Genomic DNA, 25,947 nt, shown 5'->3' with positions numbered 1-25,947 from the left:
TTGCCTGGGGTATGCCGCAACGGGATGGGTATTTGGAATAGGCTATGACTTACCGGAATAGTAGCGCCGTGTGAATTGCAGAAAATCCTTGTAGGGTGCGTTGTTCTCGGTGCCTTTGCGCTGAATGAAATTGAATTCGCGCTGCAGTGGAAAGTTGTTGATTTTAACTTCCGAAAACTCTCCCGAAGCCAGCTCCTTCACCACCGCCTGCCGGGGCAGGAAGGCCAGGCAGGTATCGACGCGCACGAAGTTTTTGAGAGCCTCGGTACCGCCCAGGCGCACGCGTACCGGCAGCGCGGCCAGCTTGATGCGGTGCTGGGCCAGCGCTTCTTCGAGCACGGCCAGCGTGCCCGAGCCTGCCTCGCGCAGGGCCAGCGGCGTGGTGAGTAGGTCGCGCACTTCAAGGGTGCGCTCCGCGAGCGGATTGCCCGCGGCGCACACCGCCACCACATCATCCGTGAGCAGGGGCGTGTAGGTCACGTGGCTCACTTTGTGGATGCCTTCGATGATGCCGAGCTCAATTTCGTGGTCGAGCAAAGCGCGCAGGATGTTGTCGGAATTACGGTTTTTGAGGCTGAGCTGGCGGTTGGGGTGCTGGCGCAGGTAGGCCGACACTACGGGCGGCAGCACGTAGAGCGAAATGGTGGTGCTGGCCCCGATGAGCAGATGCTGGCTGGGCGCGAAATCCGGGCTCAGCGCGCTCATTTCCTGGTGCAACTCCTGTTGCAACTGCTTGGCCTGTAGCAGCTTTTCGTAGAGCTTGCGGCCGGCCGGGGTGAGCTGGATGCTGCTGCCCAGGCGTTCGAAAAGGCCGGTTTTGTAGTGCTCTTCCAGCGCCTTCACCTGCTTGCTCACGGCCGACTGACTGGTGAACAGCGCCTGGCTGGCCCTGGTGAAGCTCAGGCGCTGAGCCACTTCAAGAAAGACTTCGTGCGGGTGCGAAAGCATGGCGCAAAGATGCACGTAAGGCTTTGAGGTTTCTTCGGGGCAGGCGACTCTACATCAGACTCAATTAATTATAAACCAAACTCTATATTCAACCCGTGAATCCCGTCTGCAAGCCTATCCTCCTGATTTTTCTACTCAGCAGTCTGGCCGGTTGCGCCCGCCGCCCGGCGGCCACCTACCAGCCACTGGCAGCAGCTACCACGGCCGCTCCGGAAACCGCCCGCCTGCTGTTCCTCAGCTGCCGGCTGACGGCCGCGCCCGCTGGCACGCAACTGGAAGTGCTGCAAGCCAAGGCCGTTCCCGGCGACCTCAAAATCCCGGAAGCCGACGCCGATACGCCCGATTTCCTGCGCGTGCTCCAACTCGATGGCCAGGGCCAGGTGCTAAACCAAGTACGGGTGCCGCACCCCCTACGTCGCAGCGTGGAGCATGTTGCCGACGACCACCGCACCTTCCAGCGCAGCGAGGTGGTGCTACTCACGGCCGAGTTTTTTGTGCGGCTGGCTCTGCGCCCCACCACGGCCGCCATTCGGGTGGAAGAGGTGGTGGCGGGTACCACCGCCAAGCTTTCCGAATTTCCCATTCCTTCGAAATCCTAACCCTGAATCCATGAAAAAACTCGCTACTCTCTGGCTGCTGTTGCTTTGCGCCGCGCTGGCCACGCCCAGCCGGGCCCAGACTTTTCCGGTTGATACGCTGGTGAAAACCGGGCCTTTGGCCAAGCGCATCAACTTGGTATTTATATCCGATGGCTACCAGGCCAGCGAAATGGCGCTGTTTCGCACCCGGGCCACAGCGGTAATTAACAGCCTGTTTGCGCAGTCGCCATTTCTGGAATATCGGCCTTATTTCAACGTATTTGCCATTGAAGTGCCCTCGGCCCAGAGCGGCTCGACGCACCCGCGCACGGCCGCCGACTGCGGCACGACGGCTGCCTTCTCCGCCAGCACTTACTTCAACAGCACCTTCGATTACGGCGGCATTCACCGCCTGCTGGTGCCGCAGGCCAACGCGGCCGTGGGCACGGTGCTGGCCAATAATTTCCCGCGCTACGACCAGGTATTTGTGCTGGTGAACTCCACCGAGTACGGCGGCTCAGGTGGGGCGCTGGCCACGGCCTCGGCCAATACCAGCGCCACCGAAATCATGGTGCACGAAATCGGCCACTCGATGGCCGCGCTGGCCGATGAGTACTGGGCCGGCTCCCAATACGCCCGCGAAGCCTTCAACATGACCCAAACCACCAACCCCACCACCGTGCGCTGGGCCCCATGGGTGGGCACCAACAGCATCGGCATCTACCCCTACTCCACCGACCCCAGCTGGCAGAAACCTCACCAGAATTGCAAGATGCAGTTTCTAGGCGTGCCGTTCTGCGCGGTATGCCGCGAGGCGTTTGTGGAGAAATTCCACACGCTGGTGTCGCCGCTGCAAGCGTATTCGCCGGCCACGCTGGCCATCAACGCGCCCACGCAGAACCTGTCGTTTGCCCTCACGCTGCTGCCACCCACACCCAACACCCTGCGCGTGACCTGGACCCGCGACGGCACCGTGTTTGCCCGCAACACCGCCACAGCCACCGCCACGCTGGCCCAGCTGCCGGTGGGCACCCACGTGGTGCGCGCCACGGTGGTCGACACCACGGCCCTCACGCGCCGCGCCACCCACCTCACCCAGCACACCTACACCGTGGACTGGACCATCAACCGCACCAATACCGGCGTGAGCATGGCCTCCACCACCGCCGAGTACGAGGTGGAAACCTACCCCAACCCCGTGGGCGAGGTGTTGAACCTGAGCTACACCCTGCCCCGCCCTGCGCCCGTGGCCTTCACGGTGCTTGATGCGGCCGGGCGCGTGGTGAAAACTATTCGCTACGGCCGCCAGGCTCCGGGCCGCTACCAGTACGCGCTGCGGCCTGAGGAGCTGAACCTGCGCGCCGCCGGGATTTACACCCTGCTGATTAACGTGGACGGCATTGTGCTGAACCGCCAGCTGGTGAAAGAATAACTCAGGTTGTAACTAATAAAAAAGGCCCGGGGCATGATGTCCCGGGCCTTTTTCTTTGGCAGTTCCAACATTTCGCTACCCCAGTCGCCGTTGAAACGCGGCCAGAAACAGCCCGGCGTGGTAGCCGTCGCCGAGGCCGTGGTGCAGGTTGACCGACACGGGCATTTGCCGGGTAGCGCCTTCGCTGAAAACCTGGCCGAAGGAGATTTTGGGGCAGCTGTCTGGGTGCGAGAAGCTGCGGGCGTGCGAGAGTGCCGTGAAGCGCACCCACGGCAAGGCCGAGCAGTGCACCACATCGGGCCGGGCGGTGGCATCGCTCAGGCGTAGGCCGGTACTGGCCTGCACGGCCGCGATTTCGGCCTCGGCGGCAGCGATGAAATCGGCTAGCGTGTTGCTCTGCTCGATGAAGGAGAAGGCGAAGGTGTGGTCGGGCCGGCCGAGGGTGGCGGAGGCGTGAATGCGGTCGTAGAGGTACACATGGCCGTTTTCGATGCGGTAACGGAAGGCTTCGACTTCGTTGGCGGCCTCCAGGGCATGGTAGAGGTAGTAGAGGAAAAATGACACCCCCAGCCGCTTGGCTTCGGCCTGGGCGTTGGTGCAGTCCACGTTGGCCGTGAGGCCGAAGAAGGGTTCTTCAAAGGCCGAGAAGAAGGCAAAATGCTCGCGGCGGGGCCAGGTTTCGAGGTCAATCAGGTGCTTCATGGTGGGCAAAGGTCGGTAGCTTTGCGGCGTTCGACTTCGCTCTTGCCCCATGCCCACGCAAACCTTCATCGCCTTCGACGCCGACGACACCCTCTGGCCCAATCAGCCGCACTTCGACCACGTCGAGGCGCAGCTGCTCCAGATTCTGGCACCGTATGCCGACCACGCCACCATCAATGCGCGGCTGTACGACGTGCAGCGGGCCAATATGCAGCTATTCGGCTACGGCGCCAAGTCGTTTATGCTCTCGATGATTGAGACCACCATTCAGCTCTCGGGCGGCGCGGTGGTAGGGGCCGAAATCCAGCGGATTCTGGATTTGGGTAAGGATTTGCTTCGCTTCGCCATCGAGCCGCTGCCCGATGTGGTGGAGGTGCTGACGGAGCTGAAGGAGCGCGGCCACAAGCTGATTCTCCTCACCAAAGGCGACTTGTTCGACCAGGAAAGCAAAATAGCTCGCTCCGGTCTGGGCGACTTTTTCGACTACGTCGAAATTGTGAGCGAAAAGGACGAGCCCACCTACCGCCGCCTCTTCGCCCGCCTCGGAGTTACATCCGATAATTTCGTGATGATTGGCAACTCGCTGAAATCCGATATTCTGCCGGTGGCAAAGCTGGGTTTTTTGGCCATTCACGTGCCCTACCACGCCAACTGGATTCACGAGCACGTGCCGGCCGAGCTGCTGGCGGGCGTGGAGTTCCGAATTGTGGAACGGCTGCGCGAAGTGCTTGATTTGGTTCGTTAACTTGTAGAGACGCGGCACTTCGCGTCTCGGCGTTCGCACGGTTCCGGCGTCATCGCTCAATGCGGAGACGCGAAGTGTCGCGTCTCTACAACTCTTGTTGCGCAATGGAAAAATGGACCGACCTGCGCTACCTTCAACACGGCAACCGTCGGCAGCAACGGGCCTACGCCATCCTGGCGGCGCTGAATTTGTGGACCATTCTGGCTGAATTCAAGCCGGTGCTGGCCGGCACCATTCCGCTTGATATCGACATTCCCGGGAGTGATTTGGACGTGCTATGCGAGGTGGCCCCGGCCGACGCGCCACGCTTCGGCGAGCTGCTGCAACGGCACTACGGCCACAGGCCTGACTTCCGGCTTACTCAGCAGCCAATTGGAGGTCAAGCTTCTACCGTGAGCAGCTTCCGATACCGGGGAATGGAAGTTGAAGTGTTTGGGCAGGCGGTGCCTGTTGCGCAGCAGAATGGCTTTCGGCACCTGCTGGTAGAAGCGGCAGTTTTACAGGCCGGTGGCGAAGCGTGGCGGCAGGCGGTGCGACGGCTGAAAAAACAGGGTCTAAAAACGGAGCCCGCGTTTGCCAATTTGTTACAATTAGCCGGCGACCCATACGTGGCCTTGTTGAAGCTGGAGGGCAAAAGCGTTGCAGAATTGCAGGATTACATAGCTCGGCATTCCATTCTTCGCAAATGATAGCGGCGCAAGGTTCTTCATCCAATACGGTGCCGCTTTGCGCGTTGCAATAGAATCCGGGCTTCTGCCTACCTTCCGCCCGGCTTTCCCCCCTCCCCTCTCCCATGCTGGCCCGTTACCGCTTTTTGCCCCTGCTGCTGATGCTGCTGGCGGCTGCCTCGTGCTCGAAAAAAACCGCCCAGGAGCAGGCCGCCGAAACGGCCCAGACCGACGGCGACGAAATCGACCCCTACTCCAACCTCGTGTTCACCTTCGATGAAAAGGTGGTGGACGAGGCCCGGCAGAACCGCTGGGATACCACGCGATACGTCACGTTTTCGCCCAACATCCGCGGCAAGTTCAAGTGGACCGGCGACCGGGAATTGACTTTCTCGCCGCTAGAGCCCTTCCGGCCCAGCACCGTTTTTTCGGCCAGTCTGCGACCCGAAACGCTGCCCAGCGACAAGCAGAAGCTGGCGCTGAACCGTCCCAAATTCCACACGCCGTATTTGAATATGGCCGCGCCGCAGGTGTTCTACGGCAGCTCGAAGCGGGCGGCGGGCACGGCGGAACTGCGCGCCAATCTGGTTTTTAATTACCCAGTGCGGCCTTCCGATGTGAAGTCGCGCCTGAAGGTGACGCAAAACGGCAAGCCCGTGGCCGTGGAAGTAAATTCGGCTGAACCGGATGCGCTGGTGGCCGTGACATTTATGCAGGACGTGCAACCGGGCACGCCCGTGCAGATTGACATTGCGCCCGGCCTGCGCCCGGCGGCCGGCACCAAAGCCACCGACAAAGCCCTCTCGGCCCAGGCCGAAATCCCCGACCAAAGCACGCTGGAAGTGCGCGAGCTCACCGGCTCCCTGCTCAACGGCCAACCGGTGGTGACGCTGCTGCTCAACCAGCCCGTGAGCGCCACCGACGTGCAGCCCAACCTCACGGTGAAGCCGGCGGTGGCGTTTTCGGTGGAGGCGCTGGAAAGCGGCTTTGCGCTGCGCGGCGGGTTTGAGGTGGGCAAAACCTACCAGGTTTCGCTGGCGGCAGGCACGCGCGGGCTGCTGGGTGGCACGCTGGGCGAGGCGTTTACGCAGGCGGTTTCGTTTGGCGACGAGCGGCCGAGTCTGGATTTCACCAGCACCGACAAGGCCATGTACCTGGATGCGCTGGGAAACCGCAACCTGGGCCTGCGCATCAACGAAGTGGCTAAGGTGAAGGTGACCATTGCCAAGGTGTACGCCAACAACATTCAGCAACTGCTGCGCGGCGAAAAGCAGTACGGCTACCCCGAATACGACGAGGACGAGCCCCGCGAATCGAACACCGACGAAAACGGCGACTACATCGACCGCAGCTTCCAGTATTACGACACCGAGAACATCGGCAACGTGCTGTCGGAGCGCACCATTTCGGTGGATGGGCTGCCCAAGGAAGGCGGGTTGCGTCTGCTCAATCTCAACCTGAAAGACCTGGAGTTTCAGGGGCCGCTGAAGGGACTATACGTCATTCGGGTGCAGGATACGGAGCGGCAGTGGCTGCAAGTGAGCAAGCTGGTGGCCGTGACGGACCTCGGCCTCATCGTGAAGCAGGGCGCGACGGGCGGCACCACGGTGTTTGCCAATTCCATCCGCACGGCCGAGCCGTTGAGCGGCGTAACGGTGAACCTCGTGAGCTCGAACAACCAGGTAATTGGCACGACCACGACCGACAAATCGGGCGTGGCGCAGTTCGACTCGGCGGCCAGCATGAAGCGCTTCACGCTGGGCATGATTACGGCTACGAAGGAGGCCGACTTTTCCTTTCTGGATTTGACCAGAAGCCGGGTTGAAACCTCGCGCTTTGAGGTGGGCGGGCTGACCTCGAACGCGGCGCATTACCAGGCGTTTCTGTACGGCGACCGCAACCTGTACCGGCCCGGCGACACGGTGCGCACCAACACCGTCATCCGCACCGAAGACTGGAAAACGCCGGCCGCCGGCCTGCCCCTCAAAATCCGTCTGCTGCTGCCCAGCGGCAAGGAATACAGCAGCCTGCAGCAGAAGCTAAGCGCGGCGGGCAGCTTCGAAAGCCGTTTCATTCTGCCGCCCACCATCATGACGGGCCTCTATACCATGGAGGTGCTGACCGGCAACGACGTGCTGCTGACTTCGCGCCAAATCAGCGTCGAGGAATTCATCCCCGACCGCATGAAGGTGACGGTGACCGCCGCTCCCACGGTGCTCAAGCCGGGCCAGGACGTGACGGCCCGCATCACGGCCGTGAACCTGTTTGGCCCGCCCGCCGCCGACCGCAAGTTTGAGGTCGAATTCTCGCTGAAGCAGAAGGCGTTTTCGGCCCCGAAATACCCCGACTATAACTTCACCATCAACAGCGGCGAAAAGCGCCGCGCCACCAACGACGACGGCGAAGCCAGCGAAAGCGCCCTCACCTCGCGCTTCGAAAAAACCGTGCGCGAAGGCACCACCGACGCCGCCGGCCTGGGCACCGCCACCTATTCGGTGCCCGATTATCGCGACCTCGGCACGCTGGAAGGCGTGGCCTTCGCCACGGTGTTCGACGAAACCGGCCGGCCCGTAAACCGCCTCGCCACCTTCGACGTGCAGACGCAGGCCACCATGTTCGGCATCGGCAACCTGCCCGACCTCATCAGCACCAAGCAGGCCCTCACGGTGAAGCTGCTGGCCCTCACGCCGGGCGGCAAGCCCACCTCGGCCCCGGCCGAAATCAAGGTGGTGCGCAAGCTCTGGGAAACCGTGCTGGAGCGCCAGGGCGGCCGCTACGTGTACAATTCGCAGCAGCGCGACCAAACCATTTTGAGCCAAAGCCGCACCGTGGGGGCCGAAACCAGCTTCAGCTTCACGCCGGTTTACTCGGGCGAATACGAGGTACGCATCAGCCGGCCGGGCGCCACGAGCTACGTCACGCAGCAGTTTTACGCCTATGGCTACGGCGATACGCAGGCCAATTCCTTCGAGGTGAACAACGAGGGCGAGGTGACCATTGAGGCCGACAAGCCCAAGTACGAACCCGGCGAAAAGGCCAACCTGCTGCTGAAATCGCCCTTCGCCGGCCGCATTCTGGTGACGGTGGAGCGGGCCAACGTGCTCGACCATTTCTACGTGAGCACCGACGGCAAGGCGGCCGAGGTCAAAATTCCCATCAAGGCCGAGCACGTGCCCAACGTGTACGTGACGGCCACGGCAGTGCGCGCCCACACCGCCCAGGACCGCCTGCCCCTCACCGTGGCCCGCGGCTTCCTGCCGCTCACCGTCGAGAAAGCCGATTCGCGCCTCGCCGTGGCCATTGCCGCGCCCGCCGCCAGCCGCTCCCAGACCTGGCAAACCGTGGAAGTCACGACCGCGCCCCGCGCCCAGCTCACCCTGGCCGTGGTGGACGAGGGCATTCTCCAGCTTAAAAACTACCAGACGCCCGACCCGCACGCCTACTTCTACCAGAAGCGAGCCCTCGAAGTATCGGCCTTCGACGTGTATCCCTTCCTGCTGCCCGAATTGGGTACCAGCAGCAGCGGCGGCGACGCGGCCGACATGCGCCGCCGCACCAACCCCGTACCCAACCGCCGCGTGAAACTGGTGTCGAAGTGGAGCGGCGTGCTTACCGCCGACGGCGACGGCAAAGTGCGCTACCGGGTGCGCGTGCCGCAATTTAGCGGGGCGCTGCGCATTATGGCCGTGGCCTACAAAGACGACGCCTTCGGCTCGGCCGAAGCCACGATGAAAGTGGCCGACCCGGTGGTGATTTCGACGGCGCTGCCGCGGTTCATGAGCCCGGGCGACACGATTGATGTACCGGTAACACTTACCAATACGACGAGCAAAAACACGACTGGCGTGGCTGGATTGGCCGTTTCCGGGCAGCTTCGGTTGCTGGGTGCGGCTTCGCAAAACATCACGCTGCCGCCCAACGCCGAGCGGCGGGTGATGTTCCAGGTGCTGGCTCCGGCCGGCATTGGCGAAAGCCGCCTCGTTACCTCTGTAACTGCCATGGGCGAGAAATTCACGGAGATTATCGACCTACCCGTGCGCCCCGCCGCCTCGCTCGAAAAGCGCACCGGCAGCGGCGTAGTGGCCGGCGGGGCCACGCTCCCGCTCAACCTGAAAACCGATTTCCTGCCCTCCTCGCTGACCAGCCGGCTGGTGGTGAGCCGCTCGCCGCTCACGGAGTTCAGCAAGGATTTGCGCTACTTGCTGCAATACCCCTACGGCTGCCTTGAACAAACCGTGTCGGCCGCTTTCCCGCAGCTGTACTACGCCGATTTGGCGGCCACCCTGCAGCAGAAATCCGGCGCCGGCCCGAAAGCCCAGCGCTACAACCCGAACTACCACGTGCAGGAAGCCATCCGCAAGATTGAGAGCATGCAGCTCTACAACGGCAGCCTGAGCTACTGGCCGGGCGGCGACTACGACAACTGGTGGGCCACCGCCTACGCCGCCCATTTCCTGCAGGAAGCCCAGCAGGCCGGCTTCGCGGTGAATAAGTCCGTGCTCGACAAGGTGCTGAAATACCTGGCCTTCCGCCTCAAAAAGCGCGAAACCGAGCCTTACCAGTACTTCGACGTCAGCAACATTGCCCGCCAGCGCACCATCGCCAGCAAGGAAATCGCCTACTCGCTCTACGTCCTCGCCCTGGCCGGCCGCCAAGACCCCGTGGCCATGAACTACTACCGCGCCAACCGCCCCCTGCTGGCCGAAGACTCCAAGTTCCTCCTCGCCTGCACCCAGAGCCTGCTCGGCAACCAGCGCGCCTTCCGCGAGTTGCTGCCCACTAAGTTCGGCGGCGAGCGCGCGGCGCGCCGCGCCCTCGACGGCTCGTTCTACTCCCCCATCCGCGACGAAGGCCTCATCCTCAACGTCCTCGTCAGCACCGACCCCAACAACCCGCAAATCCCCGGCATCGCCCGCCAGCTCAGCCGCCAGATGAAGCAGGCGCCCTGGCTTAGCACCCAGGAAAGCGTGTTTGCCCTGCTGGCCTTCGGCAAAATAGCCCGCCAAAACGTCAAGAGCACCGCCACCGCCACCCTCACCATCGACGGCAAACCAGCAGGAAACTTCGACGGCAAAGACCTGACGCTGCGCAACGTGGCCAACCGCAACGTGAGCATCCGCACCGCCGGCAAAGGCAGCCTCTACTACTTCTGGGAAACCGAGGGCATCTCGGCCAGCGGCCAGGTGCGCGAGGAAGATTCCTTCCTGAAAGTGCGCCGCCAGTTCCTCACCCGCGACGGCGCGCCGCTGGGCGCCCCCACCTTCCGCCAGAACGACTTGGTAGTGGTGAAAATTTCTATTGAATCGGGAGACGCGGCCGGCGAAATTAAGAACGTCGCAATTACGGATTTGCTGCCGGCGGGCCTGGAAATCGAGAACCCCCGCATCGGCGCATTGCGCGAGCTAGCCTGGGCGAAGGACGCCAGCACGCCCGATTACCTGGACGTGCGGGATGACCGGATTAATATGTTTACCACCGCCACGGGCACCCCGAAGCATTTTTACTATCTGTGCCGCGCCGTAAGCAAAGGCACATTTAAGCTGGGGCCGGTGAATGCGGATGCGATGTATAATGCGGAGTATCACAGCTACAATGGCGCGGGCGTGGTGCGGGTGCGGTAGAGACGCAATATTTTGCGTCTCGTCGTTGAACGGCTCGCGTTGAACAAGCGGAATCGCACGTAACCATGTGTACAAACCAGGACAAGCAACGACGAGACGCAAAATATTGCGTCTCTACCCCCGCCATGAAAGACACCAATGGTCTTTACAATGATAAATACCGCATCGATTCTGCTCGCCGGGCGGGCTACGACTATAGCCAGGCGGGCGGCTATTTTATCACCATTTGCACCAAAAACCGTGAGTATTCTTTCGGCGAAATTCATCCTGCTACCGATGCATTAACCGACGCTTATCTAATTGGCAACGAATTGGCCGTACAGACTTGGAATTGCTGGCGGGAAATCCCGCAGCACTTCCCTTTCGTCGAGCCGGATGCATTTGTAGTGATGCCCGACCATGTTCATGGCATTCTTTTCATCAACCGACCGGCTGATTACGCGGAGCGACCAAAAACCCAATTTGGACCGCAATCCAACAATCTAGCTTCCATTGTTCGCGGCTTCAAAGTGGGTGTAAAAGCCTGGGCTACGCGACAAGAAATTAATTTTAATTGGCAACCGCGTTACTACGACCGGATTATCCGCAATGAGCTGGAGTTGGAAAAAATTCGCGACTACATTCAGGGCAATCCCAATCGGTGGGAGACTGAGCAGCAGCATGAGCTTGGCCTCTTCCGGTAACGACGTGGGGTCGGCTGTGCAAAGGCTTCGTTCAACGACGAGACGCAAAATATTGCGTCTCTACCCCGTTCTAGTGTTGCCTGTGTTGGCCTTCGCCCTCGACTGTCTTTTCCCCCTCCCGCCCGCGCCGCGCTATTCCCCCATCGTGCTGGCCGCCGACGGCTCCGTCCTCCACGCCTTCCTGAACCCCACCCAGAAGTGGCGAATGAAGACCAAATTATCGGAAATAACGCCGGCCTTGCAGCAAGCCATTATCAACAAGGAGGACCGATATTTCCGCTACCATTTCGGCGTGAACCCAATAGCAATAGTGCAGGCGGCAGGGCGGAATATTTTCCGAAACGGCCGCACCACCGGGGCCAGCACTATCACCATGCAGGTGGCCCGGCTGCTGGAGCCCAAGGAGCGCACCTTCGGCAATAAGCTGCTCGAAATGCTGCGCGCCGTGCAGTTGGAAGCCCACTACAGCAAGCCAGAAATCCTGCAGCTCTACCTGAACCTGGTGCCCTACGGCAGCAACATCGAAGGCGTGAAATCGGCCGCGCTGCTCTACTTTCAGCAGCCGCCCGACTACCTCTCCCTGGCCCAGACCGTGACGCTGGCCATCATCCCGAACCAGCCGCGCGTGCTGGTGCTGGGCAAGAACAACGAGCGGATTCTGACTGAGCGCAACCGCTGGCTGCGGCAGTTTCAGCAGCAGCACCTGTTTCCGGACCAGGATATTGAAGACGCCATCAACGAGCCGCTGGATGCACAGCGCCACGCCGCCCCCACGCTGGCCCCGCACCTGGCGCGGCGGCTGGTTTCGCGGTTTCCGGGGCAGCCCATCATCCATTCCACGCTCCGCCGCGCCCCGCAGGTCAAGGCCGAGGATTTGACTAAAAACTACGTGCGCCGCCTGCATGAGCTGGGCATTTCGCAGGCCGCCGTGCTGGTCGTGAACAATCGCACCCGCGCGGTGGAGGCTTATGTGGGCTCCGCTGATTTTCAGGATGCAGCCGGCAGCGGGCAGGTCGACGGGGTGCGCGCCATCCGTTCGCCGGGCAGCACACTCAAGCCGTTTCTCTACGCGCTAGCCGTAGACAAAGGCATCATCACACCCAAGCTGAAGCTGCCCGACGTGCCCACCAATTTCAGCGGCTTCCGGCCCGAGAACTTCGATAAAAGCTGTGCCGGCGAGGTGACGGTGGAACGCGCTCTGACTTACTCGCTCAACATCCCGGCCGTGCGCGTGCTGGCAGATGTAGGCGTGCCGGTTTTCACCGATAAGCTGCGCGATGCCGGCTTCAAAAGCGTGGCTAAAGCCGCTCCGCGCCTGGGTTTAAGCACCATTCTGGGGGGCTGCGGCGCGTCGCTGGAGGAGCTGACGGGCCTGTACGCCGCGCTGGCTGACGGCGGCAATTATAAGCCCTTACGCAACACCGCACTAGTTGAGAAGAAAACCCCAACCCCCAAATCGCGCCTCTCAGCCCTGCTCGTTTCCCCCGCCGCCGCCTTCCTCATCACCGACATCCTGGCCCAGCGCACCCGGCCCGACCTGCCCATGGGCTACCAGAACAGCCGCCACCTCCCCAAAATCGCCTGGAAAACCGGTACCAGCTACGGCCGCCGCGACGCCTGGAGCATCGGCTACAACCAAGACTACACCATCGGCGTGTGGGTGGGCAACTTCAGCGGGCAGGGCAGCCCGGCCCTCACCGGGGCCGACGTGGCCTCGCCCCTACTCTTCGACCTATTTAATACCCTGGCCTACAATTCGCCCAACCGCTGGGCCGTGCCGCCCGCCACCCTCGATTTCCGGCTGGTATGCGCCGAAACCGGCCTTGTGCCCGGCGAGCACTGTCCCAACCAGCTCATCGACTACTACCTGCCCGGCACGTCGTCGGCGCGCCACTGCGAGCACCAGAAAGAAGCTCTCGTATCGGCCGATAGCACGATGGCCTACTGCCGCGCCTGCGTGCCCGCGGCGGGTTTCCGGCGCCAGCTTTTCCCCAACCCACTGCCCGAAGTGCTGGCTTTTCGCGAAGCGCAGGGCTTGCCCAGCACGCGCCTCCCCCAACACAATCCCGCCTGCAGTCTGGTGCGCAATACCGACGGCGGCGCGGGCGCGTCCCTGGCCATCACCTCTCCGCTCGACCACGCCGAATACGTGCTCGACCGCAAGGAAAAACAGCAAATGTTGCTTAGCTGCGCGGCGGGTAGCGAAGTACGCCAGGTATTCTGGTACGTGAACGACCGGTTTTTGCGGGCCGCCTCGGCCACCGAGCGGGTGTTTTTCCGCCCGCCCAGCGGCCCGGTCAAAATCTCCTGCGCCGACGACCACGGCCGCAACGTGGACATCCGGTTGCAGGTACAGGAGTTGTAGCGCGGGCTTTTAGTCTGCGCTACAACTTGCCAAAAAAGCACGCCGGCACACCTGCCACGCCCGGGCGCACCGCAAACACGTCGCCACTGAGCGGGAATTCAGCTAGTTGTTGCGGCGAGAGGCCGCCCCGGGCGGTGGTGATGAACAGGGTTTCGAGTCCCGGCCCGCCGAATGCACACGACGAAGTGAACGGCGCGGGCACGGTAATAACCTGCTGCAATGCGCCCGTGGCGGGGTCGTAGCAATGCACGCGCCCGGCCCCCCACAGCGCCACCCACAGGCGGCCCTCGGCGTCGATGGTCATGCCGTCGGGTCCGCCGCTGCCTTCCGGAATGCGGATGATGACGCGCGGGTTGGCGATGTGGCCCGTGGCGTTGTCGTAGTCGAAGGCCTGCACCACGAGCGTGGGCGTGTCGATGTAGTACATCGTGCGCTGGTCCAGCGACCACGCGATGCCGTTGGAATTGGTGATGCGGCGCAGCATGACGTGGGTGCTCCCGTCGGGGTCGAAGCGATAGAGGGTGCCGGCGTGGGGGCGCAGCATCAGGTCAAAAGTGCCTACCCAAAAGCGGCCCGCCGGGTCGCACTTGCCATCGTTGAAGCGCAGGTACTGGTCGGTCACGGGGTCGGCCAGGCGGGTGAGCAGGCCGGTAGTCAGGTCGATTTCGTGGATGCCGGTTTGCAGCGCCACCAGGGCGCGACCGCCACGCCGGGGCACCACCGTGCCAATGCGCTTGCCCACCGGGTAGCAGCGGTCGTGCCCCGTGGCGGGGTCGAACACGTGCAGTGCCCGGCCCTCGATGTCGACCCAGTACAGCTCGGCCGTTTCCGGGTTCCAGAGGGCGCCCTCGCCCAAAGATGCCTGCGCGTGAAGGATGGATTCGGCCTGCATGACGGTTGGCTTACATGGTGGGCAAAGTACCAAGGTGCTGCTTTAGTACGACCCATTGGCCATTTAGGGTCACTTCCTGGGCGGTTTTGGTGGTTACCGGGCACTTGTGGGCAATGCCCAGCACGCGCAGGGCCGCGCCGTATAGCTCTACCAGCGCGGGCTCACCGGCCAGCACGATGCCGGCCGGCAAGTGGCCCAGCAGTTCGTGGCACTCGCCGCCGATGAGCAGGCCGCTCAGGTAGAAGTAGTTTTCGGGCTTGCTGTTTTTACGGAACAAGTCGTTGGTACGCACCAGAAACGCGTTGTGCAGCAGGTTGGCCTGCTGGCTTTCCAGCACCCCTTGGGCAAACCACTGCTGGTGCCGGCCCTCGGCCAGTTTCCCACCTTCTTCCACCGAAGCCGCCAGAATACTCTTCGTTGACAGAAGCGCAAAAAACTCCCCGGTCATATACGTTTTCAGGGCCGTGGCCTGGCCGTTTTGCACCGTGACGTGCTTGGCGTGGGTGCCGGGGTGCAGAAACAGTTGCTCCTCCGGCGTGTTTTCGAAGCCGCAGCCCACCAACTGCACCTCCTCGCCACGCATCACGTCATCGTCGCTTTGCACCCCCGAAATCAGCAAAACCGGGTGCGGGAAATCAGCCGTCGGGGCAATGGTTTTAGTAAGCAAATCCGACCCATCCACCGCGAAGGGAAGCGGCTTATACGGCAGCTCCGCCATGCCAATGGTAGACGAGGCCATGCCCGAAATCACCACCGGCACACCCGCCAGCGCGGTTCCGACGGCCGCTTCCAACTGCTGAATATGCTGCCGCACCACGGCCAGGTAAAACGCCACCCGCTGCTTGGCCGGCTGGCCAGCCTGCTGCCAGGCTTCGGCCGTGGCCGCGTTGCCTTCCTTCGAGCTTTCCTCGGCCAGAATCTTCAGGGTTTCGCGCTCCACCAGCCGCAGGCGGAAAGCGGTGGTGCCCCAGTCGCAGCTGAGGAAGGTGGTGGATGGGGTCATGGGTGGGATTGTTGGCAAGCGTATTCAATCAAGTCGTCATGCTGAACGCAGCCGGAGCATCTCTACCGCTTCGTTGAATTGATTGATTTAGTTGCGAGGTAGAGATGCTTCGGCTGCGCTCAGCATGACTGTTCGTTTGCATTCGTTCTAACTAATGTCCGCTACCACTCCGCCACGCTGCCATCCACATTGCGCCAGATGGGGTTGTGCCAGTTGTGCCCGATGGCGGCGCGCTGCCGCACGTACTCTTCGTTGATTTCAATGCCCAACCCCGGCCCGCCGGGAATGCGGCAGTGCCCGGCCTCGTAGTCGAACACCGATTTATCGACCAGGTAATCAAGCAGGTCATTCTCCCGGTTGTAGTGAATGCCCAGGCTCTGCTCCTGAATAAAAGCGTTGTGGCAGCTGGCGTCTACCTGCAGGCAAGCGGCCAGCGCAATGGGCCCCAACGGACAGTGCGGCGCAGCCGCCACATCAAACGCCTCGGCCATGCTGATGATTTTCTTGCACTCGGTGATGCCGCCGGCGTGGGAAAGGTCGGGCTGAATGATGTCGACGTACCCATCGATGAGCAGCTGCTTGAAATCCCAGCGCGAAAACATGCGCTCGCCGGTGGCAATGGGAATACTGGTGTGCCGGGCAATTTCGCGCAGGGCCTCGTTGTTCTGCGGCAGCAAGGGCTCCTCGATGAACATGGGCCGGTAGGTTTCCAGCTCGTGGGCCAGCACCTTGGCCATCGTCTTATGCACCCGCCCGTGGAAATCGATGCCGATGCCCAGGCCCGGCCCGCCGGCCGCTCGCACCGCTGCCACGCGGGCCAGCACGGCGTCAATCTTCACGTAGGAGTCGATGTAGGCCATTTCATCGGTGCCGTTCATCTTGATGGCGTTGAAGCCCCGGGCCACCATGTCGGCCGCTGCGGCGCCTACGTGCTCGGGCCGGTCTCCGCCAATCCAGGAGTAGACGCGCATTTTGTCGCGCACCGGCCCGCCCTGCAGCTGGTAAATCGGCGCATTGTGGTACTTGCCCTTGATGTCCCACAAGGCCTGGTCGATGCCCGCGATGGCCGACATCAGAATCGGCCCGCCCCGGTAGAAGCCGCCCCGGTACATCACCTGCCAATGGTCTTCGATATTGAGCGGGTTTTGGCCGATGAGGTTTTCCATGAGCTCAATCACGGCGGCGGCCACCGTGGCGGCCTTGCCCTCAATCACCGGCTCGCCCCAGCCGACGAAGCCGGTGTCGGTTTCGATTTTGAGAAACAGCCAGCGCGGCGGCACCTGAAAGAGTTCGAAGCGGGTGATTTTCATGAAGAACGGTGTAGAGACGCATACTTGCGTCTTGTCGTTGAACGATAGTTAAAACGATTTTTAAACGGCGAGGACGACGAGACGCAAGTATGCGTCTCTACACCGTTCTACCCCACCACCGCCGCCACAAATGCCCGCGCCTTCTCCGTAAGCTGCGCCAGGTACTCGTCTGTCACGGCCTGCTTGGTATCCACCAGCGCACTGCCGAGGCCGAAAGCCTTTGCCCCGGCATCAGCAAAACCTTTGATATTATCCAGCGAAACGCCGCCCGTGGGCATAAGTGGAATGAACGGCAGCGGCCCGGCAATGTCCTTGAAATAGCTGGCCCCGCTACCGCCTGCCGGGAATACCTTGATGATGTCGCCGCCGAACTCATAGGCCTTCAGAATCTCCGTAGCAGTGTAGGCTCCGGGGATGCTGACGGCCCCGTAGCGCTTGGTCATGCGAATGGTTTTCTTGTTGAGCGTGGGCGAAATAATGTACCTGGCCCCGGCCAGCAGGGCGGCGCGGGCCGTTTCGGGGTCGAGCACGGTGCCGGCGCCCACCAGTAGCTTGCCTTCCATCGCCCCGGAAATCTCTTCGATGGAAGCCAGCGCGCCGGGCGAGTTCAGCGTCACCTCCATCATCCGGACGCCGCCGGCGTGCAGGGCCTGGGCAATGCGCAGCAGGCTTTTGGGGTCGGCCCCGCGCACAATGGCGACTACTTTGTGTTCGAGAATGTGAGCGAGCGGGTTCATGGGAGCTTCAGGCGGGCGGCCGCATCATTGCAGCTTGCTGGCAACGTAGAACCGCCCGGGCAGGTTAGGCCAGGTGGCCTCTCGCGTTTTAAATCAACCTTATGGCCAACCTAGTGCTCGTCCGGCACGGCGAATCAACCTCCAACCTGGCCAATATTTTTACCGGCTGGCTCGACGTTTCCCTCAGCCCCAAAGGCGAGGAAGAAGCGCACACCGTGGCCGAAAAGCTGCGCGGCTACCACTTCGACGCCGCCTACAGCTCCGACCTAATTCGGGCCGAGCGCACGCTTGATATCATCGTATCGCGGCCGGCCTGGGCCACCATCCCGGTGCACCACGTGGCGGCCCTGCGCGAGCGGATGTACGGCGACCTGCAAGGCCTCAACAAGGCCGAGACCGCCCTGAAATACGGCCAGGCGCAGGTTGATATCTGGCGACGCAGCTACGCTGTGCCCCCGCCCGGCGGCGAAAGCCTGCAACAGACGCAGGCGCGGGTGGTGACATTCTTCGAGGCCGAAATTGCGCCCAAGCTGCGCGCCGGGCAGGATATCCTCATCGTGGCGCACGGTAACACGCTGCGGGCGCTGCGCATGTACCTGGAGCGCCTTACGCCGGAGCAGGTGGAGGGGCTGGAAATCGTGACGGGTGGCGTCTGCGTTTATCATTTCGATGCGCAGCTGAAGATTCTGGAGCTGCGCACGCTATAGCCACGCCGGCCCCGGTGCCACATGAACGTAACGTGAACCCGGCGAAAGGAGTAAGCGGATGGATACAGGCCAGGTTACTCGCCCGGCCGCTTGGCATCAGCTTTCCCGCACTCATGGGTCCTCAGTTCCTCTTCGCTACCGGCATCGAAAACAGCAACCCCACCATCCAGAACGGCAAGCACCGCGTGGACGAGCTGGAGAAATGCAACCACTACAAGCTCTGGCAGAAGGATTTCGACCTTGTGGATGAGTTGGGCATCAAGTTCCTGCGCTACGGGCCGCCCATCCACACCACGTTTTTGGGGCCGGGCAAGTATGATTGGAGCTTTGCCGACGTGACGTTTCAGGACCTGTTGCGGCGCAACATCGCGCCCATTGTCGACCTGTGCCACTTCGGCGTGCCCGACTGGATTGGCAACTTCCAGAACCCCGATTTTCCGGAGCTGTTTGCGCAGTACGCCAAGGCGTTTGCCCAGCGGTTTCCGTGGGTGCAGCTCTACACGCCGGTGAACGAGATGTACATCTGCGCGCAGTTTTCGGCCCGCTACGGCTGGTGGAACGAGCAGTTGAGCTCCGACCAGGCCTTCGTGACGGCCCTTAAGTACATCGTGAAGGCCAACGTGCTGGCCATGGCCGCCATTCTGGAAGTGCGGCCCGACGCGGTGTTCATCCAGAGCGAGTCGTCGGAATACTTCCACGCCGAAAACCCGGCCGCCATCGGCCCGGCCGAAACCATGAACTCTGAGCGGTTTCTGTCGCTGGATTTGAACTACGGCCGCCGCGTGAATTCCAGCATGTACGAATTCCTGATGGACAACGGCATGACCCGCGACGAGTACCACTTCTTCCTGAAAACCAAGATGAAGCGGCACTGCATCATGGGCAACGACTACTACTACACCAACGAGCACCGCGTGTCGGCCGACGGCAGCACCCGCGCCTCGGGCGAGATTTTCGGCTACCACGTCATCACCACGCAGTACCACGACCGCTACCGCCTGCCCGTGATGCACACCGAAACCAACATCTGGCAGGGCCAGAACGGCGACGAGGCCGTGAACTGGCTCTGGAAAGAGTGGGCCAACGTGCTGCGCGTGCGCAACGACGGCGTGCCCATGGTGGGCTTCACCTGGTACTCCCTCACCGACCAGGTGGACTGGGACACCGCCCTGCGCGAAAACAACGGCCGCATGAACCCCGTGGGCCTGTACGACCTTGACCGCAACATCCGCCCCGTGGGCGAGGCCTACAAGCAGCTCATCGCCGACTGGAGCCAGGTGCTGCCCGCCCAAAGCGTGTGCCTGCAAGTGCCCATCGTGATGCCCCAGGAAAGCAACGAAGCCTGGGCCAAAGAGCAAAAAGCCGACGTGAAAGCCGCCAGCGCCGATAAATCCACCGACCAGGCCAATGCCACGAACGTGGACGCGGCGTAGCTTGAATTTGTCATCCTGAGCATTCTGCGAATCAAGCAGAATGCCTAGGATGACAGCCTATTTCAATTAACCCCAACTCTCCTCCCATGTCCCCTCGCTTCCAGGATAAAGTCGTGCTCATTACCGGCGGTGCCAGCGGCATCGGCCTGGCCGCCGCCAAGCGTTTTGCCTCCGAAGGAGCCCGCGTGGTGCTGGCCGATTACAACCAGGCCAACCTCGACGCCGCCGTGCCCGAAGTGAAAGCCGCCGGCGCGCCCGACGTGCTGGCCAGCCTCTGCAACGTGGCCGTGGAGGCCCAGGTAGAAGCCACCGTGGCCGCCACGCTGGCCCAGTTCGGTCGCCTCGATGCGGTGGTGAACAACGCCGGCCTCATGCAATTCAAGCCCCTGGAAGAGCTGACCGGCGACGACTGGCTGCGCATTCTGAATGTGGACTTGCTGGGCGCGTTCTACTTCACCAAGCAGGCTTTTCTGTACATGAAGCCGGGCGGCAGCATCGTGAACGTGGCCAGCATTCACGCCATCGAAACCAGCCCGCTGGTAGCGCCCTACGCGGCGGCGAAGGCCGCCATGCTGTCCCTCACCCGCTCGTCGTCGCTCGAAGGCAAGCCCAAGGGCATCCGCACCAATGTCATCCTGCCGGGGGCCATTGACACGCCCATGCTCTGGGACAATCCGAACGTAAAATCCGGCGTCGAAATCATTGACAAAGCCGACGTGGGCAAGCCCGAGGATGTGGCCGCCATCATCGCCTACCTCGCTTCCGATGATGCCGCTTTTGTGCAAGGAGCCGAAGTGCGCGTAGATGGCGGCCGGCTGGATAGGCTGTAATTCAGTTAGGAAGTAAAAAACGCCTGTCATCCTGAGCGCAGCGAAGGACCTTAGCACGTCAGAATCGCCCAACGTGCTAAGGTCCTTCGCTGCGCTCAGGATGACAGGCGTTTTCCACCCTTAACCCACCTCGGCACGCCCCTTGCATAACGCCAGGTGCCGGCTCATTCCACCGGATTCTCTTACGCCATGAAAACCTACTCTTTCGTTGCCCTACTGTTGTTGTCGCTGACTTCCTTCAACGCCTCGGCTCAGTTTCGCCTGTCCGACCTGAAGGACATTCTTGTTAAGCAGGCCGGCACCCGCACCTCGGGCAACACATCCAGCAGCGGCATTGGGGGCCTCAGCAGCACCGATGCGGCCAACGGCCTCAAGGAAGCCTTGCTGCAAGGCATCGGCAAAGGGGCCGACCAAGCTTCGCAGACCGACGGCTTCTACCTCAACCGCCTCATCCGCATCCCCTTCCCGCCCGATGCCCAGCGCGTAGCCACTACCCTGCGCAGCATCGGCCTGGGCAGCCAGGTCGATAAGTTTGAGCTGAGCCTGAACCGGGGCGCGGAAGACGCGGCCCGCAGCGCCAAGCCCATTTTCATCTCGGCCATCAAAAGCCTCACGTTTTCGGACGTGTGGAACATCCTGACCGGCCAGAAAGATGCCGCCACGCAGTTTCTGAAGCGCACTACTTCCACGCAACTGGTGACAGCCTTCTCGCCCATCATGCAGAAAAGCCTCGACCAAGTGGGCGCCACGCGCTACTACACCCAGCTGGCCACCACCTACAATACGCTGCCCCTGGTGCAGAAAGTGCAGCCCGACCTGAACCAGTACGCCACCAGCAAGGCCGTGGATGGCCTGTTCACGCTCATCGCCCAGGAGGAAGCCAACATCCGCGAAAACCCGGTGGCCCGCACCACCGAGCTGTTGCGCCGCGTGTTTGGTAGCCGCAGCTAGCAGAATTGCCCGGTATAGTTGGTGGCGTATGTTTGCGGCCCTTAATCCCGCATTCATACGCCACTTTTTTATGTCCACTCTCACCATTGGCAGCCTTGCCGAACTCGAAGCGCACACCGGCCAGGAGCTGGGCGTGTCTGGCTACCACACCATCACACAGGCCCAAATTGACCAGTTTGCGGCCGCTACGCTCGATTTTCAGTGGATTCATACCGACGCCGCGCGAGCCGAAACCGAGTCGCCGTTCAAGGCCACCATTGCCCACGGCTACCTCACAGTGGCGCTGCTGCCCTACCTCTGGCAGCAGATTGTGACCATCGAGAATCTGAAAATGCAGGTGAACTACGAAATCGAAAACCTGCGCTTCAACCAGGCCGTGACCGTGAATAGCGCCGTGCGCCTGCGCGCCAAAATGCTATCGGTGACCAACCTGCGCGGCATCGCCAAAACCCGCATCGAAGTCACGCTGGAAATTGAAGGTCAGAAAAAGCCGGCCTACGCGGGTGTGGTGACGTTCCTATATCATTTTCAAGAGCAGTAGCTTTCCTTGTTTTTGGCGGCTTTCTACCGAATGTCGCCCACTTGCCCCGGCTGCTTTCGTGGTCGGGGCTTTTTTTATTACTTTGGCGCCAACATCCACCTTTTTCTGCTTTTTATTATGAAAAACTTTTTCCTGGGCTTGGGCCTCGTGCTGAGCCTGGCCGCGCCCCAAACCGGCTTTGCGCAAGCGGCCAAATCGGGCGCGCAGCCCCCGCTTATCGACCGTGAGCTACTCTTCGGCGACCCCGAGATTTCGGGCGCGCAGCTCTCGCCCGACGGCCGGTTCCTGTCCTTTATCAAGCCCTACAACGGCACCCGCAACATCTGGGTAAAGGGCCTGGACGAGCCTTTCGACAAGGCCCGGCCCATGACCAACGACCAGGCCCGCCCCGTGCGCGGTTACTTCTGGAGCCGCGACGGCAAGTACCTGCTCTACAGCCAGGACAAGGGCGGCGACGAAAACTTCAACATCTACGCCGTGAACCCGGCCGAGGCCCCCGCCGCTGGCCAGACGGTGCCCACTGCCCGCGACCTCACCGGCCTGAAGGGCGTGCGCGTGCAGCTGCTCAACGCGCCCCTCTCCGACCCAAACACGCTCTACATCGGCCTCAATGACCGCGACAAGGCCTGGCACGACCTCTACAAGCTGAACTTGAGCACCGGCGAGAAAACCCTGGTGCGCCAGAACAACGACCGCATCGGCGCCTGGGAATTCGACTGGAACGACCAGCTGCGCTTGGCTTCGCGCTCGAACCCCGACGGCAGCACTGAGTGGCTGCGCGTGGAGGGAGACAAGCTGGTGCCCTTCTACAAAACGAGCATTGACGAGCAGAGCGGCGTCATTGCCTTCGCCAAAGACAACCAGCACGTGTACATGGCCACCAACCGGGGCGCCGGCCGCAACCTGGCCGAAATTGTGCTGCTGGACCCCGCCACCGGCCAGGAGCAGCCCTACCAGGCCGACCCCATGAAACGCGTGGACGTGGGCAGCCTGCAGGTATCGGAGAAAACGCACGAGCCGGTGTTCGTGAGCTTCGAGGACGACCGCATGCGCCGCGTGTGGAAAGACAAAGCCATGGAGCAGGACTTTGCCGTGGTTACCAAGCAGCTGCCGGGCCTCGATGTGTATCCCGCTTCGCACACCACCGACGAGCGGCTGTGGCTGCTGTCGGCTACCTCTGCTACCCAGCCTAGCGTAGCCTACCTCTTCGACCGCCAGACCAAAAAGCTCACCAAGCAGTACGAAACGCGGCCCAAGCTACGCGCCGCCGACCTGGCCGACATGAAAGTGGTGCGCTACAAGTCGTCGGATGGCCTTGAAATCCCGGCTTACCTGACCTTGCCCAAGGGGCTGGCCGCGAAAAACCTGCCCGTCATCATCCTGCCGCACGGCGGGCCGTGGGCGCGCGATGCCTACGGCTTCAATACCATGCACCAGTTCCTGGCCAACCGGGGCTATGCCGTGCTCTCGCCCAATTTCCGGGCCAGCACCGGCTACGGCAAGCAGTTCCTGAACGCCGGTAACGGCGAGTGGGGCCGCAAAATGCAGGACGACCTGACCTGGGGCGTGAAGTACCTCGTGGCCCAGGGCATTGCCGACCCCAAGCGGGTTGGCATCATGGGCGGCTCCTACGGCGGCTACGCCACGCTGGCTGGCGTGGCCTTCACGCCCGATGTCTATAACGCCGCCGTGGCCATCGTGGCCCCGTCTAACCTGACCACACTGCTCAACGCCATTCCGCCCTACTGGGAGGCCGGCCGTAAGCAGATGTATGCCCGCATGGCCGACCCCGGCACGCCGGAAGGCCGCGCCGCCCTCGACCGCATGTCGCCGCTGGGCTCGGCCGATAAAATCAAAACTCCGCTCATGGTGGTGCAGGGCGCCAACGACCCGCGCGTGAATAAGGCCGAGGCCGACCAGATAGTGGTGGCCCTGCGCGACCGCAACTACCCCGTGCAGTACCTCTGCGCGCCCGACGAAGGCCACGGCTTCGCCCGCCCCGTCAACAATATGGCCATGTTTGCCGCCTCCGAAAAGTTCCTGGCCAGCCAGCTGAAGGGCCGTTACCAGGAAAGCATGAGCCCGGCCGTAGCCAAGCGTCTGCAGGAAATCACCGTCGACCCGAAGACGGTGCAGCTGGTGACGAAGACGAACGTGAAGTAACTCTTATCCAACATTCAATAAAAAGCCCGGCCCTTCGGAGCCGGGCTTTTTGTTGGCTTCTTGTACCGTTCTGTCCTTCCAAAACTCCTTTGGAAGTTGTCGGCGCTGCATACTCCCTCCTTTTTCTTTCTGCAAAAACCTAAGTTTTTATGCCCACCTTTTTTAGAAAACCTGGCGCCTTCAGGCGCATTATTAGCGCGCTTTTTATTCTGCTTCTGTTTGTTGCGGGGGCATTTGCCTACGTGCGGTGGGGCCACCGGGTAGCGCAGCAGCCCCTGGGCCTGGCACGCTTACACACCGAATTCCGGGGCCATAAGGCCCACGTGTGGGAAGTTAAGTTCAGCCCGGACGGTAGCCTCTTGGCCAGCGCCAGCATCGACAGTACGGTGCTGCTCTGGGATAAGCAGGGCCGGGTGCGGCAGGTGCTGAAGCACCCCGTTGGCGTGACAACCATTGAATTCAGCCCCGACGGCCGCACCCTGGCCAGTGCCGGCTACGACCAGCTCATCCGGCTGTGGCGCGTGGCCGATGGGCAGCTGGTGAAGACTTTGCCGGGTCACGATGGCACCGTTTGGGCCGTCACGTTTAGTCCGGATGGGAAAACCCTGGCCAGCGCGGGCGAAGACAAGCTCGTGAAACTGTGGAACCTGGATTCCGGCGCGTTGATGCGCAGCTTCCCAGGCCACCGGCTCAACGTGTGGGGCGTCAAATTCAGCCCCGATGGCCGCCAGTTGGCCAGCGGCAGCTTCGACAATGATGTTCGGCTGTGGGACGTGGCCACGGGCCGGCTGCTGCGCACCCTGACGGGCCACACCGAGGCCGTGCTGAACATTGATTTCAGCGCCGATGGCCAGCACCTGGCTAGTGCCAGCGACGACAAAACCATTCGGCTCTGGGACCTGCGCACCGGGCAGGTACTGCGCACCTTTCGCGGCGATGGGGAGTGCGTTTATTCGCTTGAATTTAGCCCCGACAACCGCCAGCTGGCCGCCGCCTACCGCGACCAAACTGCCGTGGGCGAGATTTTCCAGCACTTTTTGGGCATCAGTGCCACCGGCAAACGTGTGACGGTGCGCATTTGGGACGTGGCCACGGGCAGCCTGTTGCACACCTTCGCCCAGCACGCCGACGACGCTTACGACGTAGCCTACAGCCCCAACGGCCGGTGGCTGGCCAGCGCCAGCTCCGATGCTACCGTGGACCTGTGGCAGCTGCGGCCTTAAGCCGGCTGCATGTCGGGGTACTCATCGCCGGCGTACACCGGCGCCATGTCCTTTTCCTCGTCCTCCGTGAACAGCCGCGAGCGAATTAAGAACCGCACGCCCAGCGGGATTTCCAGCGAGAAGCTGGCGCCGCGGCCCTTCACCACATCCACGGTCAGCTGGGTATGTTTCCAGTATTCGAACTGGCTGGCGCTCATGAAAAAGTCGCAGCCGTGGATGCGGCCCAGCCACACATCGTTCGCACCCACCCGAAACTCGCCCTTGGCGAAGCACATGGGCGAGGAGCCGTCGCAGCACCCGCCGCTCTGGTGAAACATGAGCGGGCCGTGCTCGTCGCGGAGCAGGTCGATGGTGGCTTCGGCGGCTTGGGTGACGAGGACGCGGGGCGTGGGCATGGGTTGGTAAAGGAATAGTG

At 62.1% G+C, this 25,947-nt stretch carries 21 protein-coding genes; 14 read left to right on the top strand and 7 right to left on the bottom strand.

Features of this window, described 5'->3' with window-relative positions; genetic code table 11:
• Positions 1-42 precede the first annotated feature (42 nt).
• Positions 43-948 (bottom strand): LysR family transcriptional regulator, encoded by a 906-nt coding sequence (locus I7X13_RS05605; protein ID WP_198074713.1) that lies wholly within the window; start codon positions 946-948, stop codon positions 43-45.
• Positions 949-1,043: 95 nt separating this feature from the next.
• Between I7X13_RS05605 and I7X13_RS05600 the strand changes: the two genes are divergently transcribed.
• Complete coding sequence (locus I7X13_RS05600; RefSeq protein ID WP_198074712.1) at positions 1,044-1,547, top strand: hypothetical protein; 504 nt, start codon at positions 1,044-1,046, stop codon at positions 1,545-1,547.
• A gap of 10 nt (positions 1,548-1,557) precedes the next feature.
• Positions 1,558-2,958, top strand: coding sequence for a M64 family metallopeptidase (locus I7X13_RS05595; protein ID WP_198074711.1), 1,401 nt, complete (start codon positions 1,558-1,560; stop codon positions 2,956-2,958).
• Between the two features lie 75 nt (positions 2,959-3,033).
• Here I7X13_RS05595 and I7X13_RS05590 read toward each other — a convergent pair whose 3' ends face one another.
• On the bottom strand, positions 3,034-3,660 hold the full coding sequence (locus tag I7X13_RS05590; protein ID WP_198074710.1) for a chloramphenicol acetyltransferase: 627 nt from the start codon (positions 3,658-3,660) through the stop codon (positions 3,034-3,036).
• A 49-nt stretch (positions 3,661-3,709) separates the two neighbouring features.
• On the opposite strand from I7X13_RS05590, the gene I7X13_RS05585 reads away from it, so the two are divergent.
• The 5 genes from I7X13_RS05585 (at position 3,710) to pbpC (ending at position 13,742) form a co-directional block, all read left to right on the top strand.
• Complete coding sequence (locus I7X13_RS05585) at positions 3,710-4,405, top strand: HAD family hydrolase (protein WP_198074709.1); 696 nt, start codon at positions 3,710-3,712, stop codon at positions 4,403-4,405.
• A gap of 104 nt (positions 4,406-4,509) precedes the next feature.
• Entirely contained in the window at positions 4,510-5,094 is a 585-nt protein-coding gene (locus I7X13_RS05580; RefSeq protein ID WP_198074708.1) for a DUF4269 domain-containing protein, read from the top strand.
• Between the two features lie 104 nt (positions 5,095-5,198).
• Complete coding sequence (locus tag I7X13_RS05575) at positions 5,199-10,694, top strand: alpha-2-macroglobulin family protein (RefSeq protein WP_198074707.1); 5,496 nt, start codon at positions 5,199-5,201, stop codon at positions 10,692-10,694.
• A gap of 125 nt (positions 10,695-10,819) precedes the next feature.
• On the top strand, positions 10,820-11,377 hold the full coding sequence (locus I7X13_RS05570) for a transposase (RefSeq protein WP_198074706.1): 558 nt from the start codon (positions 10,820-10,822) through the stop codon (positions 11,375-11,377).
• 73 nt (positions 11,378-11,450) lie between these two features.
• Positions 11,451-13,742: a penicillin-binding protein 1C gene (gene pbpC, locus I7X13_RS05565; protein ID WP_317191542.1), complete on the top strand. Its 2,292-nt coding sequence runs from the start codon at positions 11,451-11,453 to the stop codon at positions 13,740-13,742.
• A 19-nt stretch (positions 13,743-13,761) separates the two neighbouring features.
• Here the strand turns inward: pbpC and I7X13_RS05560 are convergent, their stop codons facing one another.
• From I7X13_RS05560 to I7X13_RS05545, 4 genes are all read right to left on the bottom strand, one after another.
• Positions 13,762-14,634: an SMP-30/gluconolactonase/LRE family protein gene (locus I7X13_RS05560; RefSeq protein ID WP_198074704.1), complete on the bottom strand. Its 873-nt coding sequence runs from the start codon at positions 14,632-14,634 to the stop codon at positions 13,762-13,764.
• A gap of 10 nt (positions 14,635-14,644) precedes the next feature.
• Positions 14,645-15,637, bottom strand: a complete 993-nt coding sequence (locus I7X13_RS05555) for a 2-dehydro-3-deoxygalactonokinase (protein ID WP_198074703.1) — start codon at positions 15,635-15,637, stop codon at positions 14,645-14,647.
• Positions 15,638-15,798: 161 nt separating this feature from the next.
• Positions 15,799-16,947 carry a galactonate dehydratase gene (gene dgoD / locus I7X13_RS05550; protein ID WP_198074702.1) on the bottom strand — a complete coding sequence of 383 codons (1,149 nt, stop codon included), beginning with the start codon at positions 16,945-16,947 and terminating at the stop codon, positions 15,799-15,801.
• 107 nt (positions 16,948-17,054) lie between these two features.
• Positions 17,055-17,684 carry a bifunctional 4-hydroxy-2-oxoglutarate aldolase/2-dehydro-3-deoxy-phosphogluconate aldolase gene (locus I7X13_RS05545; RefSeq protein WP_198074701.1) on the bottom strand — a complete coding sequence of 210 codons (630 nt, stop codon included), beginning with the start codon at positions 17,682-17,684 and terminating at the stop codon, positions 17,055-17,057.
• 101 nt (positions 17,685-17,785) lie between these two features.
• Here I7X13_RS05545 and I7X13_RS05540 point away from each other — a divergent pair, with 101 nt between their 5' ends.
• The 7 genes from I7X13_RS05540 (at position 17,786) to I7X13_RS05510 (ending at position 25,532) form a co-directional block, all read left to right on the top strand.
• A complete protein-coding gene (locus I7X13_RS05540) occupies positions 17,786-18,391 on the top strand; it encodes a 2,3-bisphosphoglycerate-dependent phosphoglycerate mutase (protein WP_198074700.1) in 606 nt (201 codons plus the stop codon).
• Positions 18,392-18,504: 113 nt separating this feature from the next.
• Positions 18,505-19,824, top strand: a complete 1,320-nt coding sequence (locus I7X13_RS05535) for a family 1 glycosylhydrolase (protein ID WP_198067032.1) — start codon at positions 18,505-18,507, stop codon at positions 19,822-19,824.
• An 86-nt stretch (positions 19,825-19,910) separates the two neighbouring features.
• Positions 19,911-20,654, top strand: a complete 744-nt coding sequence (locus I7X13_RS05530; RefSeq protein WP_198074699.1) for an SDR family NAD(P)-dependent oxidoreductase — start codon at positions 19,911-19,913, stop codon at positions 20,652-20,654.
• 189 nt (positions 20,655-20,843) lie between these two features.
• On the top strand, positions 20,844-21,605 hold the full coding sequence (locus I7X13_RS05525; protein WP_198074698.1) for a DUF4197 domain-containing protein: 762 nt from the start codon (positions 20,844-20,846) through the stop codon (positions 21,603-21,605).
• A 70-nt stretch (positions 21,606-21,675) separates the two neighbouring features.
• On the top strand, positions 21,676-22,146 hold the full coding sequence (locus I7X13_RS05520; RefSeq protein WP_198067035.1) for a MaoC family dehydratase: 471 nt from the start codon (positions 21,676-21,678) through the stop codon (positions 22,144-22,146).
• Between the two features lie 117 nt (positions 22,147-22,263).
• Positions 22,264-24,309 (top strand): S9 family peptidase, encoded by a 2,046-nt coding sequence (locus I7X13_RS05515; RefSeq protein WP_198074697.1) that lies wholly within the window; start codon positions 22,264-22,266, stop codon positions 24,307-24,309.
• 242 nt (positions 24,310-24,551) lie between these two features.
• On the top strand, positions 24,552-25,532 hold the full coding sequence (locus tag I7X13_RS05510; protein ID WP_198074696.1) for a WD40 repeat domain-containing protein: 981 nt from the start codon (positions 24,552-24,554) through the stop codon (positions 25,530-25,532).
• On the opposite strand, the gene I7X13_RS05505 is transcribed toward I7X13_RS05510, so the two are convergent.
• Entirely contained in the window at positions 25,529-25,927 is a 399-nt protein-coding gene (locus tag I7X13_RS05505) for a DUF779 domain-containing protein (protein WP_198067038.1), read from the bottom strand. The genes I7X13_RS05510 and I7X13_RS05505 overlap by 4 nt on opposite strands.
• Positions 25,928-25,947 lie beyond the last annotated feature (20 nt).

The sequence above is a fragment of the Hymenobacter negativus genome, assembly GCF_016056375.1.
GTDB classification, from domain to species: domain Bacteria; phylum Bacteroidota; class Bacteroidia; order Cytophagales; family Hymenobacteraceae; genus Hymenobacter; species Hymenobacter negativus_A.
Note: the sequence above shows the minus strand (reverse complement) of the source record. Positions and strands in the feature narration are given on the sequence as shown.